The sequence below is a fragment of the Paenibacillus sanfengchensis genome, from assembly GCF_036864765.1.
Lineage (GTDB): Bacteria > Bacillota > Bacilli > Paenibacillales > Paenibacillaceae > Fontibacillus > Fontibacillus sanfengchensis.
In genome coordinates, this window is sequence record NZ_JBAGJC010000005.1 from 147,405 (window position 1) to 164,165 (window position 16,761).

Below are 16,761 nucleotides of genomic sequence, written 5' to 3' on the forward strand. Positions count from 1 at the left end.
AAGGAGGACCAGACAACATGAATCAACCTATTTTTTTGGAACCCGTATTTCAGGAACGCATTTGGGGAGGCACCAAGCTGAAGCAATTGTTCGGCTATGACATTCCGAGCGATCGCACCGGCGAATGCTGGGCGGTATCCGCGCACCCCAATGGCCAAAGCATTGTCAAAAACGGACCTTACCAAGGGATGAAACTTGGGGATCTGTGGAGCTCGCATACCGAACTTTTCCGCTCCAACTCCCCCGTGTTCCCGCTGCTTACCAAACTTCTCGACGCTTCCGACGATCTGTCCGTTCAGGTGCATCCGGATGACGCCTATGCCGGTGAGCACGAAAACGGCGAGCTGGGCAAGACCGAATGCTGGTATATCGTCGATGCCGAACCGGGCTCCGTCATTATTTACGGACACGAAGCGAAGAGCCGGGAACAATTGGTGCAAATGATCGAAGACGGCCGTTGGGACGATCTTTTAACCCGGGTGCCCGTGAAGCGCGGCGATTTCTTCTATGTCCCGAGCGGAACGATTCATGCGCTTGGCAAAGGCATCGTCGTTCTTGAAACCCAGCAAAGCTCCGATACGACATACCGGGTATATGATTATGACCGTAGGGACAAGGACGGCAACCTTCGGGAACTGCATTTGGAGAAAGCGATCGATGTCACCACCATTCCGCAAGCCTATGAACCGGTCTCGTACAGCAGCAAGGAAGAGGCCGGCATTACTGTGACCAGCTTTGTATCCAATTCCTTCTTTACCGTCGAAAAATGGGAGGTATCGGGCAAAGCGCAACTAGCCGCTCGGCAAAAATATACGCTTTGCAGTGTCATCGACGGAAGCGGCCTGCTGCGGACTCCGGATCAGGCGTATCCTCTCGCAAAAGGAGATCATTTTATTCTATCGGCCGGGTTCGGCCCGTTTGAGCTCGAGGGGAATCTGACGTTTATCATTTCGCACGAATAGCTTGGCTTGGATCCCCTATAAATCAAAAGCGCGAGTGACCGTGGAGTTCTTACCCTCCCGGCATTCGCGCTTTTTTTATGCGAAATTTAGTTCGTTCCGATATTTACAGCTTCAGATACCGCTCTTTCACGATATTCAGGTGATGAATGGCATGGCCCGCGATAATGTAGCCAAGAGCCCGTGCCGATCCCGGATGGTTGCTGAACACCCCGAGGCGCTGCCAGGCGGTGTCATCGAGTTGGCGCATCAGCGACACCGTGGCGATTCGTACGGCCGCGAAGTCTTGAAGCAGCTCATTCACGGACCGCGCGTCCGCATTGGCGTGGCTCGCGAACAGGGATTCGTCGAACCCCGGCAGCGGCGTCGTGTCTCCACGGGCAATCCGGAGCAGGCGATAGCTCATCACGCGTTCCGTATCCGCTACATGCCCCAGAACTTCCTTCAGGCTCCATTTCCCCTCGGCGTACCGGTAGTGGGCCTGCTCCTCTGTAATGGGACCTAGGAGGGCGATCACCTCCTCCACCTGTTTTTCCAACAGGGACAACAAATCTCCTTCCGGCACTAATTCAATATACGGCGTGAAATGATCGGCAAACTCCCCGGCCTGCGGTTTTCCCAGCATCTTCCCATCTCTCCCTTTCGTCCTCGAAGTCAATCTTTCAATCTTCCCATACTTCATTCATCAATTCCCGGATTTTGCGGGTACGCTCTTCCGTCAGGTTCCGGTCGGTCCTCCAACGTTCACCGTTCCAAAGGACAACATCCCCGGCCCGCACGTCCGGGTCCATGAGTTCCCGCGGGACCGCTGCCACTTTCCCGTCAATCTCCAACAGACAATCCCCTTCCTCAAACCCTTCCACGATTCCCGTCAACCTTTCACTCACCTCTCCGTCGTGATCCGGATCCCTTGACCGTCCGACACGGTTTCAATCGTGCCCTGCCGGTCATTTCGATAGACCTGGACGTTTTGCTTCCTTAGGCGATCCAGAATCTCTTTTTTGGGATGACCGTAGCTGTTCTCCCCAACCTGAATAACGGCATATTTCGGGGATACTTTCCGCAAAAAAGAAAGCGATGTGGACGAGGTGGAGCCATGGTGTCCGACGAGCAGGACATCAGCTTGTACATCTGCGCCCGAGGCCAGCATCGCCTTCTCGCTTTCACGCTCGGCATCGCCCGTCAACAAAAACGAAGTTTCGCCAAAGGTCACCTTCATCACCGCGCTCATGTTGTTGCTGTCGTCGCTTTGTTCCACCGGACCGATCAGACGGACATCCACCTGGTCGTCCCAGTCCAGCCGCAAGCCGGCTTTGGCCGTCTTGACTTTAAGCCCCCGCTCGCGAATCGACTCCAGCAGCGACTCGAAGGTTTTGGTATTGGCTTGAATTTTTGGCATATAGACGGCCCCGACTTTATGGTGACCGATGACGGCATCCAGCCCGCCGATATGATCCGCGTCCGGATGCGTTCCCACCACGATATCGATTCGTTCAACGCCGTATTCCCGCAAGTAATCCAACATCCGCTGCTCCTCGCTGTTGTCCCCGGCGTCGATCAGCATCGTCCGCCCCGACGGCCCGATCAGCAGCTGAGACGCGCCTTGGCCGACGTCGAGGAAGATGACACGCAGTTGTCCGTCCGTCTTCGTTGCCGCCGATGGCGGGGAAGTGGCCTTCCCTTGAACGGGTCCTTCACCTACTTGGATACTGCAGCCTGCAATAAGAAAACAGAGTAGCAGCCACCCGGTCCATACTTTTGAAATGTTCTCCAAATGGTGTCTGTTCATCGCTGATATATTCCTCTTCTTTATTTAATATAGCACAGGGCTGCCCTGTCTCCCAGAGCCAAGTAAAAAAGCAGCCCGCCTTCAAACCTTGAAGGCAAGCTGCCGGCATTGCTTGGTTTTTTCAAATTTGTTATGAGTCCTATTTGACCGAAACCCGGATCGAAACGGTTTTTCCGCCGTATACGCCTTTAATCGTAGCGCTGCCTTTGCCTACGGCTTCGATTTTGCCCGCCGTCACCTTGGCCACGGAAGGCTTGGAGCTCTTCCAGGTGGCGCTGCCGGTCACTACAGAACTGTTTCCGTTATCGTATTCCGCCGTCAATACTACCGTTTTACCGGATCCCGGAGCCAGCTTCAGGCTCTTCTCGTCTACCGTCAGCTTCAGCAGCTTAGGAATGACGCTAACCTTAACACTTACGTTAAAACCTTGATAAGAACCTTTTACAGTAGTGGTTCCTTCGGCGACCGTTTTAACGGAGGATCCGGAAACCATGGCTACTTTACTATTTTCCGATTCCCAGTCCATTTTGCTGGACAAGTTCACCTTTTTGCCGTCTTTATAAAAACCGGTTACTTTAATGGATTTCGACTTCTTGATATTCAGCTCGATATTTGTCGGCTCAACCAAGACTTTTACAATCTTCTGTTCCATCTTCACAGGAATGCTGATCGTTTTATTGGAGTACGTGCCTTTGAGGGTGGCGCTGCCTTTGGCCAATCCTTTAATGGATTTCCCTGCGGAACCCGATTTGATAACCGCGTTCGAACCGGTTACGCTCCATTCGATCGCGTCAGTGACTGCCGCCTCTTCTCCATCTTCCCACACCGCGCTTAAATGCGGCAGCGGGGTCTCTTCCCCGACGATAACATTAAGCGTTTCGACGTCCGATACCAAAGCGAGTACTTTTTCCTTTACTGTCAATGTAACCGTTACGGATGCGCTGCGAATCGGAGAAGCGGAGCCGTCACCCAGCTTAGGAAGCTCGGCTTTAAGCGTGGCGGTCCCTTTTCCTTTGGCAACCACTTTGCCGTCTTCGATTTTGGCTACATCTTCGTTGCTCGAAGTCCAGGTCAATTCCTGGCTGATGTCCAGCTCTTCGTCATCCAGCTTGAGGCCGGTTACTTTCGGCAGACTGGCGGACTCGCCTTTAAACAGCTCGAGCTCCGATTTCGCCGCCGTCATTTTTGTGATCGTCGGATAAACCTTAACCTTCAATGTTTTGTTGATGCCCAAATGGCTTACTTTAATGTTCGCGCTCCCTTGGGCTTTCGCGGTAATCAATCCGCCGGAAACGGTGGCGTTCATCAGATCGGAAGACGTCCAGGTCGCTTTGGAAGTCACATCTTCCGTCGTATTGGCGCTGCTTCTCATCTCGGCAATCGCCTGCAGCCTTTCGCCGATAAACAGGATTTGGTCCCCGGACGGCGTCAGCTTAATCGCTTCAAAAGGCGTACGAACGTATACGTTAGCCTGCGCCTTCATACCGAGATATTCCGCCGTAATGGTCGTTTTGCCGACGGAAACGACTTTCAATTTGCCGCCTTCCACGGTTGCCACCGACGTATCCGAAGACGTCCAGGTTACCTTGTCCGTCACGTCCGACGAGGACTGATCGCTGGCTACGGTCGTTTCGGCTTTCAATGCAACCTCGCTGTCCCCCACGACCATCTCAATGTCGTTTTGGCTCAGCTTCAATTGCGAGTAAAGCGATCCAACCTCGGCTTTGAAGTCGGCGGTAAGCCCGTTGTACTTCGCTGTGACGGTAGCCTTACCTTCACCGATCAGGGTGATTTTCCCTTTCTCGACCGTCAGGACTTGACTGTTCGAGGAAGACCAATCCGCTTCCTGCGTGACATCCTTGGTCGCTCCCCCGGAGCCTTCGATTTGCGCAAAGGCTTTCACGGCCAGATCGGCACCGTCGCCAAGCTTGAATTTGCCCTGGTTAGGGTACTCCAGCGCCAATTCTTTGTAAGAATCCTTCGCCTTCACTTCGATCGAAGAAGTTGCGGAGTTATAGTCGGCCCGAATCGTAACCGCACCGGATTTCAGCGCCGTAAGAAAACCGTTGGTTACTTTGATCGTCCCACTGTCGCTGGAGGTCCAGGTTACGGCATTCGTCAAATCCCGTTTTACGGAGGAGCCTTCGACAGTTCCCCATACCTTCAGTTGTTTCGTCTTGCCCACGGTCAACTCGACCGTCGTTCCCGAGCCTTCGATGTCGATGGCAACGACATCGCCGCTGGCTGCGATTGCGCTATTCGGAAACACCGTCGCAAAGAGCAGCGTCAGCATCAGAAGCCAACCTGTAAATTTCCTGTTTACAGTCATTCGTTTCTCTCCTTTAATTGCATCTTCATCTGGACCTTTCTATCCAGGCCTACACGTTTTATATCGGATAATAGGATAATTTTAGTAACCTTTTTTCCATAAAACGCGACCTTTGTCCTATTCAGAAATAACTTTCCTCGTCCATACGGTGGGCCATATTTCCGCTCCACGCCTGCATTCCTTAGGAAAAGTACTCCTTCGTCAGAACGCTTCCGAATAATCCTCCCTTCCAAATTACGACAAACTTCACATTCCTTCATCATTTTACCATTCTCCTCTCCCGCTGTCCGCAGAAAAAAATCGCAAGCTTGGCGGTAGCTCGCCAGCTTGCGATTTATATAAGTGTCAGCCCCCGTCATAATACCGGATAGTTGACGAAAGCATATCCGGTTGTGGCCATTAGTAGAAGAGATAGTGGTTTCGGGTGACTTTGATTTACTCTTTAAGAGAACCCACTATAATTCCCGTCACAAAATACTTTTGCATAAAAGGGTAAATTAAGAGCAGCGGTAATGTCGAGACAACGATTTTGGCAGCATTTAGAGTTCTGTTGGAAATTTTCGCGTATTCGATCAGCTTTTGCGGATCGGTTATATTTTGCGCTTCTACGCTGAGCTGCTGGATATACGTCTGCAACGGATAGTTTGACGTTTTATTGATATACACCAGAGCGCCGAAGTAATCATTCCAATGCCCGACAATCGTGAACAACGTGACTGTGGCAATGGTAGGCAGCACCACGGGAACGTATATGGTGGACAGAATTCTCCACTGCGAAGCCCCGTCGATGGTTGCGGCTTCCTCCAAAGATGAGGGCACCGCCCGGAACGCGTTCATCAATAGAATGACATTCCCGACCGCCACGGCCCCTGGCAGAATCAGTGACCAGATGGTATCCAGGAGGTAGAGCCCTTTGACTACCATAAAGGTTGGAATTAACCCCCCGGAGAACAGCATGGCGACAATCACAATATTCATGTACACCTTCTGTGTCCGGAATTGTCTTGAACTTTTGGATAACGGATACGCGGCCAGAATCATCAGGCTCATATTAACGATCAAACCGAGGACAACCCGCTCTACCGAAATCATAAAAGAGCGCCAAAACTGGCTGTCCGACAATAGTTTCTCATAGGAACTGAACGTTGGCTGAACCGGAAAAATACTAACCAGGTTGGCGGAAACCGCCGCATTGTCACTGAACGAAATGGCAACGAGGTTCAGTAAAGGGATCAGACAGGACAAAGTGAATGTTAACAGTACGATCCAAATCAGGATGTCCGACAGTCGGCTTTTTAGGGAATGCCCGTAAATGGAACACACCTCCCAGTTTAGAAAATTCGGTAATCTGTAAGTTTCTGAGCCAGTTTATTGGCGGATAGAATGAGAACGATACCGACAACGGAGCGCAAGAGCCCGATCGCTGTGCCCAAGCTGTATTGTCTCTCCACCAAGCCTACCCGGTATACATAAGTGTCGATGATGTCGGAAGTTTCGTAAACCAGGGGATTATAGAGATTGAAAATCTGGTCGAACCCGGCATTGAGTACATTGGGCAAATTTAAAGTCGTAACCAGCAATATGGTAGGCATCAAACCGGGTAAGGTCACATGCCACAGTTGTTGAAAACGATTGGCTCCGTCGATGGAGGATGCCTCATAAAGTCCTGGATCAATCGCCGTCAACGAGGCCAGATAGATGATGGACCCATATCCAAACCCTTTCCACACATCGGTAAGCACCAACATCGGCCTAAACCAGTGATTGCTGGCCATAAACAAAACCGGATCCAGCCCGAGCCATTCCAATACGGCGTTAACCGGCCCTTCATACGAAAAAATGTTCATCACTACGGTGGCCAATACGGCCCAGGAGAGAAAATTAGGCAAGTAAACCACGGTCTGCATAAACTTCTTGGCGAATCGCACCCGAATTTCATTTAGCAATAAGGCGAATACAATCGAAACCAGGGTGCCCACAACAATTTTCCAAACGGCGATGATTATGGTGTTGTTTAGGATTTGCTTGCTGTCGGGAATTTGAAACATAAACTTGAAATTATCGAGCCCCACCCAAGGTGAACCGCCGATCCCTTTAGCCGGGATATAATTCTGGAAAGCCATGACGATGCCGAACATCGGAAGGAAAGAGAAAATCAGCAAGAATACCATACTCGGTGCGAGCATAAGGTGAAATGCCGTTTGGTCTTTTTTGTTCCTCATCAATAATCATCTCTTTCAGCATCATTTGGAGGCGAGCGCTTCGTTGACTTCTTGGGTAATCGTATCCCCGCCGGTTTTTGCCCAACTGCTCACAAAACTATCGAATGCGTCAGGGGTCTGCTCCCCGGTAATAATCTTCAGGTACATTTCAAGCTCCATTTTCGTAAGTGTCGGCCACTTCAAGGCCATGGACGGGGTTGTTCCAAAAAAGACCGGGTTGATCTCCTTCACCTTTGAATTTTTGACCAGGTTGGCGGTGAGGATGCTCGAAGTATAGCCGGCCCAGGCAATCGGGTCCGGTTTCTCTCCGTTTTTCACACTGTCCAGATACTTTTTGTAAGAGCGATAGGCGTTCTGATCGAGGTTGCTGACTAATTTGCTGCTGTCCCCCGTCTTGAGCGCTTCCTCAAAAATTCCCACATTCCGGTAAAACGCATCATAGTAGTCGATGTTCATGGCTAGCGGTGAGCCTCCGATATTGTTGCTGCTGTAGTCCTCGAACTCCTCCAAAACAGCGGGGTCCTTCTCCAGATAACGCTGATAATCGAACTGAAGGCTGGCCATCTTCACCGCAGCTTCGGGATGCTTGAACCCCTTCCGAACCACGAGGTAACTGCTCGAAGGATTGCCGGTAAACATCGTAACCGAGCCATCTTCCGACTGGGGAGCCACATAGGAAACCCAATTCGCATCCGGGTTCAGTTTAAGCGTGTCGGCCACCGTCCAGCTTCCCCACCAGTTATCCAGGAACGAACCGCTTTTTCCGCTCGTTAGCAGCGCTTTTCGGTCGTCGGGTGTCCGTACGGCAAATTGCCGGTCAATCAAACCCCTTTTGTATAGCTCCGCCACTTTGGCCAGTGCCGGTTTCATTTCGGGCTGTACGGAACCGTATACCGCCTTGCCGCTGCCGTCCTCGATCCACTGTTTCGGATAGGCGTCATACAGCGCAAAAATATTGTTCAATTCATAGGGCCCACCGGAGATGCCGGCGACATTTTCGTTATCGACCACCAGGCCGACCGTCTTTCCGGCTCCATTACCGCCGGGGTCCTTTTCGAGAAACTGGGTAAGAATATGCTCGACATCCTCCATTGTTTTGGGCTCGGAGAGGCCCAATTTATCCATCCAGTCTTTACGCAACCACAGCACGCCCGGACCGTGTGAAATTTCGGTAGTCGGCAGGGCCATGAGTTTGCCGTCAAACTTGGCGCTCTCCAGCACACGGCCTCCATAGGAATCATAAATCTCCTTGATCCGGTCGCTGGCACAATTGTTATAGGCATCCGTCAAATCCGCAATCAGACCGTTCTCGTACAGCTGTTTCAAGGTGGCCTGGTCGGGTACCACCATAATGTCGGGAATCGTTCCCCCGGCAATGGCCATCGAAACCTTTTGAACGTAATCCGTCCCGTCATTCGCTTCAAAAGCAACCTCATTCTGCACGTTGAGTTTCTTTTTAAAATACCTCGTCCACACATTGTCGGTCGCGGTGTCCTTCTCATAGACGGTCCCCGCAAGCGACGTATAGCTGGTTGCTGTTTGTCCAACCGTGTAGAACACAGTTTCGGGATAGGGCTCATACGGTGTCATCATGGCTTTCTTCCATGCCGGATCATTCAAATTGGCCGCAGACTCTTTGGCCGTACCGGCGGAATTGGAGCTTTGACAGGCGGTGAGGGAAATGGATAAAAGCGCTGTCAACAAAATGGAAGCGGACTTCTTCGATCTCATTACTTAATACCCCCTTCAATTCAAAGAACAAATCCATGTAACTTGCTTGCCCTTATTGTAGAACTCCCGTCACAACACCGTAAACGCAAATAAATTGCGTTTTATGCAAATATATAACTCACTTTAAGCAACTTGCCGAATTGCCGCATGAAGTCGGTGCAAATCATGTTACAATCAAAATGAAATTCTGCGTGTGGAATCATGCGCCGGAAAGGACGGACGAAATGTTAAGCATCTTAGTGGTAGATGACCAGCGTGAAGAACGGGAAGGCATCGAATTTCTCATTCATGAATTGGGTTTTCCCCTCCAGGTCGAGACGGCGGAAAACGGACGAGCGGCGCTCGCCTATTTGGAGAAAAAGCCGGTGGATATCCTCTTTACGGACGTGAGAATGCCGCTAATGGACGGACTGCAGCTGACCAAACAGGCCTTAAGCCTGCAATCGGGTTTGAAAGTTATTCTGTTCAGCGGATTCGCCGAATTTGAGTATGCGAAAACGGCCATCTCCCTTGGCGTTTCCGAATATCTCCTCAAGCCGATTCATGTGGAAGCATTTCAAAGTTCCTTGCAAAAAGTAATCGACGAGTTAACGCACCGAGCACAGCTTCAGATCGCTTCGCAAACCAAGCAAAGCTACGTCAAGAAGCATATGCTGTTTAATCTGGTTAACGGCTTGGGAATGCCCTCCTCCATGAAGGGAGTTGCGCTCGATTTGCCCGCATATTATCAGGGAGCGATCTTGATGGAATTCGAGAAGAACTTCTTCGAAGATGCCGAGCCGAATTTCGAGCAATTTATCCTGACTTTATTAGAGGGAAGTAGCGATTACTTAAATCTGAATGATTGTCAAAGTTTGCTGCTGTTTTCCCGGCTCCCCTCCCGATCCTTCAATTCCTTGCTGGAATTGGGCATACATATCCGAGACAGCGTACAGAAGAAATATAAAGTGAGCTGCTATCTCGCTATTCATGACGAAGTCATCCATTTATCGGAGTTGTCGGCCTGTTTGATTCAGTTAGACCAACTGATGGAGTACCGCTTCTTCTCGCCGGATTATTTCGTGTTTGATGCCAAGACTGATTTCTATGTTTCCGATGATCGGCTGCCCGAACTCTCGGATCATGATTTATTGAACCAAATCCGCCGGGATTTGACGGACAGGGATTTTTTTGGTGTCAGAGCCAACACGGAATTACTTTACCAAAAATATGCGAAACAGCTCCAACTCTCGAAGTTGTATGTCAAGTACATGTTTAGCTCGCTGTATCAGGACATTATGACTTCTTCCGCGCCTATCCCCGAAACGGAGTTAAGCCGGGAAATCGAAAAACTGTACAAAGCGGACGAGTTAAAGGAGATCAAAGTGATCCTATTCGAGGCCATTGCTCGTCTTGAACAACAATACATCTGTTCGGAATTTTTACATCGAGATATTGCCTTTGTAAAGCAATACATCGAGGAGCACTATGGTGAGGATTTGAGTCTGGAACTTCTTGCGGCAAGAGTCCATCTGTCTCCCCATTATTTAAGTTCGATGTTTAAGAAACATACGGGATACGGATTAAACAAGTATATAAAACATGTGCGGATGAAAATAGCGAAAGACTTGCTGCTGCAGTCCCATCTAAAAGTATCGGACATCTGCTATCAAGTGGGATTCCAAAACGTCTCTTACTTTTGCCAAAATTTCAGGGATTTTTTCGGGCAAACCCCCGAGAAATTCCGCCAGTCGAATCATGGGTGATGTCAGGTCGGGGAGAGAAATAGCATGCGGATATGGCGGACTTTTAAACGAAGAATCGGCGATTTCCGATTTCAAACCAAAATATTGCTCTCTTTTTTACTAGTGAGTATGATTCCCGTCATCATGCTCGGAAGTTTCTGTTTCGCCGCAACCAGGTCACTCTTGGTCCAGCAATCCAAAGCCGATCTGAACGCCTCCTTAACGCAAATTGTGTCGGCCGTGAACAATCAATTGGATGTTTACAATAAACTAATGAACTTTTTAAGCTTCAATCAAGAGATTACAAATGCCGCCAACAACACTTATACCAGCGAATACGAAATGTATGATCAATTGACCCATGTCATCGATCAAAACTTCTATACCGCCCGTTACTTGAATCCCGGAGTGGAGCAAATCACGCTGTATACAGGGAGCAATTTGCCCCAACACGGAAACACCGTCATTCCGATTGAGGAAATTAGCCGGACATCCTGGTACCCGAAGGTGATAAAATCAGTGGATGTTCTCTGGTTTGCCCGGGAGAACAACCTGTACTGCGCCCGCAGAATCCTCAGCACGAAACATAGAAATCCCAAAAACAACATTCTGTTTGCCCGGGTTAACTACGATCAGCTATTTAAAAATTTCGAGCCCCTTCAAGCCCATGGCGCCGAAATTATCGTAACGGACTCCAGCGGAAACACCGTTTATTCCTCAAAAGGAGCGAATCCGAACATTCCGGTCGGCATGGCGTTGCCTCGGAATGAAGGGGACTACACCGTGTTGTCTTCCGCTGTCCCGCTTGCGGGATGGAACGTCTATTTATATAAGCCGACCCGTCTGATTACAAAGTCCGCATGGTGGATTGCCTTGATTGTTCTGTTCATGATTACGGCCTGTATCGCGGCCGTTGTTGTGGCGGGCACGCTCTTTTCCCGGAGGATTATGTTGCCGATTCACCGTCTGCACAAAAGCATGAAGCTGATCGGCGAAGGCAATTTGGACATTAAAGTCTTCTCCAGCGATTCCAAAGATGAGATTGGCGATTTGATCCGCGGATTTGGAAATATGGTAGATAATACCAAAAACCTGATCGATACCATGTATGTGGGGGAAATCGCTCGCAAGGAAGCCGAGATGAAGGCTCTACAGGCGCAGATCAACCCTCATTTCCTGTACAACTCCCTCTCGATCATCAATTGGAGGGCACTGCGGATCCACGCGACGGATATTAGTGAGATGGCACAGCTCTTATCGACTTTTTATCGGACCACCCTTAATAAAGGACAGAATCTGATCACGGTTTCGGACGAAATACGGAATGTGCAATCTTATATTCATATTCAGTTAATCATGCACAGCCACAATTTCAAAGTGGAGTACCGGATTGAGGAGTCCCTGCTTTCTTGCCGTATGCCCAATTTGATGCTCCAGCCTTTAGTCGAAAATGCCATCATACACGGTATCGAAAATCGTGGAGACGGTGACGGGACGCTCTCTCTCTCGGTCAGTAAAGAAGAACAGAGCATTGTATTTCAGGTGACTGACAACGGGATTGGAGTGGAGTCCGAACGGCTGGTTCATTTACTTCAATCTCCATCCAAAGGTTACGGTCTTAAAAATGTCCATGATCGGGCGGTTCTCATGTACGGTGAACCGTACGGACTGACCATCCATAGTGTGGTCGGCGAAGGAACGCAAGTTACCCTGAAAATTCCGTTATGAAACATAGCGGAGAAAATTAAGCGGACCAGGAGGCCAGGCTCCACTACGAATAAAAAAGGGGTTGAATCTCCAGGCAAAGGCGTATATAATCATATCTACGGGATTTTTCCCGCATTTCCCTGCCGGGGTGGCGGAATTGGCAGACGCACAGGACTTAAAATCCTGCGGTAGGTGACTACCGTACCGGTTCGAGCCCGGTCCTCGGCATTATTTGAAGTGACGAAGAGCTCCTCTTAATTGAGGTGCTCTTTTTTTGTGCCAGCAAAAAAAGGCCTCCAAGGAGACCTTTTCTGCCGGATGCTCCAAACGGATTAGCGGCGGTCGGTTTCTCTTCTGCGCATACCTGCCAAGCCAAGCAGGCCGAGCAGACCGAGCCAGCCCCAATCCACGCCATCGTTGTCATTGGCGGCATTGGCCCGGACATTATTCGTCGAGTAATTGCCTCTTGTCGAATAATTGCCCGTCGTATTGTCGGTCATATTGCCCCCGCCGGTTCCGGTCATACCGCCGGCACCGCTGCCTGTTGTACCGTAAGCCGAAGCAGGCAAAGCGAACGCGCTGGAAATCAACGCGGTTACGAGCAAGGTTTTCAAGCTCTTTTTCAAAAGGATGCACCTCCTGGGTTATAGTAGCTACGTTTCGTAAGTTTCCCGGAAACCGCCCCCTTTATGCAAAGATGGTAGGCATTGATGATAAAGAAACGATAGGCAGGGCAATATGGTCAAAAGTATTTTTCGCATAAGTCCTAGAGAAAGAAGCAAACTATGGAAGCTTCAGTTTCGCTGTCGACCCTGTAAATTTGAGGAGGTGCCGAATGTATTTCTATAAAGAGGATTTAATTAACATTATCGTACCGGACAAACCGGACCCGGAGGCGGCCAAGGTCATTCAGGAGACGCTTGGGGGGCGTTTCGGCGAAATGCGCACGATGATGCAGTTTTTCTTCCAAAGCAATAACTTCCGCGGGAACGCCACGCAATTTCGCGATTTGATCCGCGGGGTATTTCTGGAAGAGATCAGCCACGTCGAACTGGTCCAGCACACGATTAATCAACTGCTAACCGGCTCGGGCGAACCGATGCCCGGTAACGCGGGAGCCGATGGTGCTCCGCTGGATGAGGCGGTCAGGCATGCCAACCCGCATCATTTCATCATGGGGGCCCAAAGCTCGCTTCCGGTCGATGCCGCAGGCAATCCCTGGAACGGGAACTATGTTTACAGCCACGGGAACCTGATCAGCGATCTGCTGGATAACCTGGTGCTGGAATCGACCGGCGTGCTGCAAAAATCCCGGATCTACGAGATGAGCTCCAACAAAACGTTCCGCGAAACGCTGGCCTTTCTGATCGTCCGTGACAATGCGCACCAAAACGCGTTTGCCAAGGCGCTGGAGACGCTCGGCGTCAATTGGGGGAAGCTGTTCCCCGTGCCGAACTATGACATCAACAAGTATCCGGAGTGCCGCAAATACGTCGATATGGGTTTCCATAACGCCCAGTTCAACTTCCGGCTCGACCCGACCCGGATCGGCGAAATTTTCAGCGGCCAGACACCTAGCCGAAACGGTGGAACGTTGGAGGTCTCGAACCCGCCGGAGGGCTATCCGCTTCCGATTCTGCCCGAATTGCCGAACGAACACAGTCCGGGCCTGTATGACCTGAATGCCTAATCGATGGCAAAAACACCGCTTAAACCGGAGAAGTTCCGGTTAAGCCGGTGTTTTTTTACGAAATTAGCCCAGGCTGGGCACCTTCATAGCCGTTTCGATATTCTGCACATCGAGCCCGATTTGCTCGCCGACGTTCCAGGGATGGTACCAACCTCGTTCCATCAAGTACAACGAAATACGCTCATGCATATCGATGGCTTCCTCCAACTGCTTGCTCAGCATCTCCTTGACCTCCGATGTCCCTGCTTCGGTCAGTGCCATCGCATAGTTTCTGACCCCACTCTTGGCCGAGATCAGGAGGTCCATCGCGATGATTTGATCCGTCAGCGATTTCATTCCGGTGAAGTATTCCAACAAGATGTTCAATGCGTACTCCTCCTTAGTGTACGGCCCGCTTAAGGACCGCTTCCAGCTCCTGCAGTTGCCTGGTCGAGACAGCGACATCTTCCTGAAGAATCCGCTTCAGCTCTTCATCCGACACCAGTCCTTGCATCGTTTTCGATTTCGTCATACAAACCGTTTTGAAAGCGGCCAGTTCATGAACCTCCAGTGTTTCGTGCAGCGCGTAACTCATTCTCTCGTGTCCCTCCATTCAAACTCAAGGCTTCAACATGACTTTGATGCAATCGTCCGCCTTCGTATCAAAAATCTCATAGCCTCTCTTGGCCTCGCTTAGCGGGATGACATGGGTGATGATATCGCCCGGATCTACTTTGCCCGTGTCGATCAACTCATACATATAGGGCATATAGTGGATAACCGGCGCTTGCCCTGTCCTTAGATTGATATTCCGTTGAAAAATATCCCCTAGCGGGAATGCGTTATACCGACCGCCATAAACGCCGGTAATTTGAATCGTCCCGCCTTTTCTGACGGCTTGGGAAGCTATGATGATCCCCCCCATCGCGCCGCCGTGGAGCTTCAATCCGGAAGCCAGGGACTCCATCGGGGTCATTTTTCCGCTCATTCCGGTACAATCAATGACCACGTCGGCGCCCCCCTTGGTAAGCTCCTTAAGATAGCCTCCGGTATTATCCTGTTCCCCGGCGTTGACGATCTCTACATGATTATTCTTCTTGGCGTGACGAAGACGGTAATCGATATAATCGACGACAATCACCCGTTTTGCGCCTTTTAGCCAGCAGATTTTCTGGACCAGCAAACCTACCGGGCCGCAGCCCAGAACAATGACAGTGTCCCCATCCTTTACGCCGGCATTATCCACACTCCAATAAGCCGTTGTCATCACGTCCGCAATGAGGCAGAGCTTTTCATCCGGGTGCTCACAGCTTTCCGGAATTTTAAAATGCGTAAAGTTGGCGAACGGGACCCGCAGGTATTCCGCTTGTCCGCCCGGGTAGCCGCCGGTATTCCCGGAATAACCGAAATACGCGCCCATCTCCCCGTTCTCATTGGAGTTGTCGCATTGGCTCTCCAATTGGTTTTTACAGTAAAAACATTCCCCACAGCTGATATTGAACGGGATTACGACCCTGTCGCCTTTTTTCAATTGAGTAACATCCGGGCCCACCTCTTCCACAATGCCCATCGGCTCATGTCCGATAATGTAATCTTCACCGAGATTGGGAATCATGCCATGGAGCAGATGAAGATCCGAGCCGCAGATTGCCGTAGTGGTCATCCGCACGATCATGTCGTCCGGCTTTTCGATCTTGGGGTCGGGCACTTCTTTTACAACCACATTTTTCAAGCCTTGATACGTTACGGCTTTCATGCTTGACTCTCCTTCTTATGCTCATCCGGAGTACGATCAAACATGCCGATACGGCGTGTATCGTCCGGATACAGCTTCATTTGGGCGATTTGTACCGTTTTGTGCGCCGAAAGTTGATCCAGTTGATACTGCTCCTGAAGATCATGGGGATGGAACCACTTTTTTCGCACCATCAGTTCCGTGATTTCCTGGTGCATCTGAATCGCTTGATGCAGCTGACTCCGCAGCAAAACCCGCGTTTGCGGGACGACGGATTCCGTAAGGGCGGCCGCCGTGTTGCGAACCCCTTCCTTCGCCCGCATCAAAAAATCCATCGCCAGTGTCATATCTGATGTTTCCGGCATATTCAATGCATTGATAGGGTCCAGCGTGTCCATTGGGGGTAAATTCATCGGGTTTGTTTTCATCTTAGGTCACCTTTATCCAAAATGGGGGTGGGGCGGAATTCCGGGATCGCCGTCTGAAAAGAAGCGTTTTGATACAGCATTTGCAGGTTGGAAATGTCCTGCAGCGATTGCTGCACGTCCTTTTCCATGAGATCCTTGAGCTCCTGGTCGAAAACAAGCCCTTGCAGCAGCTTCGATTTCGCCGCACAGAGTGTCTTGAAATTCAGCATCTCGTGAACCTCCAATGCTTCGTGAGCTCCAAGTCTTCCGGTTTCCATTGGCATCGCGATCATCTCCTATGGCTTCATAACAATCGATTACAGTCATCATTTGTACCTTTCCCCTTGATTATTCTTATATGCAAAAGAGCGGGTTGCCGGCTTAAATGCCTATGGCAGCTCGCTCCCGAGATACGTTAGATGCTATATAAAACTTATATAACGAGTTTCAACTATAAAAAAAACTGCCTTCTCGGCAGTTTCATTTGGC

At 50.3% G+C, this 16,761-nt stretch carries 17 protein-coding genes and 1 tRNA gene; 5 read left to right on the forward strand and 13 right to left on the reverse strand.

Annotated elements, in window-relative coordinates; all coding sequences use genetic code 11:
• Window positions 1-17: 17 nt before the first annotated feature.
• Entirely contained in the window at window positions 18-962 is a 945-nt protein-coding gene (manA, locus tag V4U84_RS12590) for a mannose-6-phosphate isomerase, class I (protein WP_334071839.1), read from the forward strand.
• A gap of 103 nt (window positions 963-1,065) precedes the next feature.
• Here manA and V4U84_RS12595 read toward each other — a convergent pair whose 3' ends face one another.
• From V4U84_RS12595 to V4U84_RS12625, 7 genes are all read right to left on the reverse strand, one after another.
• Entirely contained in the window at window positions 1,066-1,584 is a 519-nt protein-coding gene (locus V4U84_RS12595) for a DinB family protein (protein WP_334071840.1), read from the reverse strand.
• A 37-nt stretch (window positions 1,585-1,621) separates the two neighbouring features.
• On the reverse strand, window positions 1,622-1,834 hold the full coding sequence (locus tag V4U84_RS12600; protein WP_334071841.1) for a DUF3006 domain-containing protein: 213 nt from the start codon (window positions 1,832-1,834) through the stop codon (window positions 1,622-1,624).
• 8 nt (window positions 1,835-1,842) lie between these two features.
• Window positions 1,843-2,748 carry a ComEC/Rec2 family competence protein gene (locus V4U84_RS12605; protein WP_334071842.1) on the reverse strand — a complete coding sequence of 302 codons (906 nt, stop codon included), beginning with the start codon at window positions 2,746-2,748 and terminating at the stop codon, window positions 1,843-1,845.
• A 139-nt stretch (window positions 2,749-2,887) separates the two neighbouring features.
• The gene (locus tag V4U84_RS12610) at window positions 2,888-5,077 is read right to left on the reverse strand and encodes an Ig-like domain-containing protein (RefSeq protein WP_334071843.1); all 2,190 of its coding nucleotides are present in this window, start codon (window positions 5,075-5,077) and stop codon (window positions 2,888-2,890) included.
• A 435-nt stretch (window positions 5,078-5,512) separates the two neighbouring features.
• Window positions 5,513-6,400, reverse strand: coding sequence for a carbohydrate ABC transporter permease (locus tag V4U84_RS12615; protein ID WP_416367240.1), 888 nt, complete (start codon window positions 6,398-6,400; stop codon window positions 5,513-5,515).
• Window positions 6,401-6,408: 8 nt separating this feature from the next.
• Window positions 6,409-7,299, reverse strand: a complete 891-nt coding sequence (locus tag V4U84_RS12620; protein ID WP_334071844.1) for an ABC transporter permease — start codon at window positions 7,297-7,299, stop codon at window positions 6,409-6,411.
• Between the two features lie 21 nt (window positions 7,300-7,320).
• Window positions 7,321-9,030 (reverse strand): extracellular solute-binding protein, encoded by a 1,710-nt coding sequence (locus tag V4U84_RS12625; RefSeq protein WP_334071845.1) that lies wholly within the window; start codon window positions 9,028-9,030, stop codon window positions 7,321-7,323.
• A 224-nt stretch (window positions 9,031-9,254) separates the two neighbouring features.
• On the opposite strand from V4U84_RS12625, the gene V4U84_RS12630 reads away from it, so the two are divergent.
• From V4U84_RS12630 to V4U84_RS12640, 3 genes are all read left to right on the forward strand, one after another.
• Entirely contained in the window at window positions 9,255-10,775 is a 1,521-nt protein-coding gene (locus V4U84_RS12630) for a response regulator (protein ID WP_334071846.1), read from the forward strand.
• Between the two features lie 24 nt (window positions 10,776-10,799).
• Window positions 10,800-12,482: a sensor histidine kinase gene (locus tag V4U84_RS12635; protein WP_334077273.1), complete on the forward strand. Its 1,683-nt coding sequence runs from the start codon at window positions 10,800-10,802 to the stop codon at window positions 12,480-12,482.
• A 121-nt stretch (window positions 12,483-12,603) separates the two neighbouring features.
• A tRNA-Leu gene (locus V4U84_RS12640) sits at window positions 12,604-12,689 on the forward strand.
• A 104-nt stretch (window positions 12,690-12,793) separates the two neighbouring features.
• On the opposite strand, the gene V4U84_RS12645 is transcribed toward V4U84_RS12640, so the two are convergent.
• Window positions 12,794-13,087 carry a WGxxGxxG family protein gene (locus V4U84_RS12645; RefSeq protein ID WP_334071848.1) on the reverse strand — a complete coding sequence of 98 codons (294 nt, stop codon included), beginning with the start codon at window positions 13,085-13,087 and terminating at the stop codon, window positions 12,794-12,796.
• Between the two features lie 209 nt (window positions 13,088-13,296).
• Here V4U84_RS12645 and V4U84_RS12650 point away from each other — a divergent pair, with 209 nt between their 5' ends.
• Complete coding sequence (locus V4U84_RS12650) at window positions 13,297-14,151, forward strand: manganese catalase family protein (RefSeq protein WP_334071849.1); 855 nt, start codon at window positions 13,297-13,299, stop codon at window positions 14,149-14,151.
• A 63-nt stretch (window positions 14,152-14,214) separates the two neighbouring features.
• On the opposite strand, the gene V4U84_RS12655 is transcribed toward V4U84_RS12650, so the two are convergent.
• Genes V4U84_RS12655 through V4U84_RS12675 form a run of 5 tightly spaced genes read right to left on the reverse strand, consistent with a single transcriptional unit; the run spans window position 14,215 to window position 16,550 of the window.
• Entirely contained in the window at window positions 14,215-14,517 is a 303-nt protein-coding gene (locus tag V4U84_RS12655; RefSeq protein ID WP_334077274.1) for a spore coat protein, read from the reverse strand.
• Between the two features lie 13 nt (window positions 14,518-14,530).
• Window positions 14,531-14,725 carry a hypothetical protein gene (locus V4U84_RS12660; RefSeq protein WP_334077275.1) on the reverse strand — a complete coding sequence of 65 codons (195 nt, stop codon included), beginning with the start codon at window positions 14,723-14,725 and terminating at the stop codon, window positions 14,531-14,533.
• A gap of 24 nt (window positions 14,726-14,749) precedes the next feature.
• The gene (locus tag V4U84_RS12665) at window positions 14,750-15,886 is read right to left on the reverse strand and encodes a zinc-dependent alcohol dehydrogenase (RefSeq protein ID WP_334077276.1); all 1,137 of its coding nucleotides are present in this window, start codon (window positions 15,884-15,886) and stop codon (window positions 14,750-14,752) included.
• Window positions 15,883-16,293 carry a spore coat protein gene (locus V4U84_RS12670; RefSeq protein ID WP_416367241.1) on the reverse strand — a complete coding sequence of 137 codons (411 nt, stop codon included), beginning with the start codon at window positions 16,291-16,293 and terminating at the stop codon, window positions 15,883-15,885. The genes V4U84_RS12665 and V4U84_RS12670 overlap by 4 nt, the downstream gene beginning before the upstream one ends.
• On the reverse strand, window positions 16,290-16,550 hold the full coding sequence (locus V4U84_RS12675) for a spore gernimation protein GerQ (RefSeq protein ID WP_334072065.1): 261 nt from the start codon (window positions 16,548-16,550) through the stop codon (window positions 16,290-16,292). Before V4U84_RS12675 ends, V4U84_RS12670 begins: the two co-directional genes overlap by 4 nt.
• Window positions 16,551-16,761: the final 211 nt, after the last annotated feature.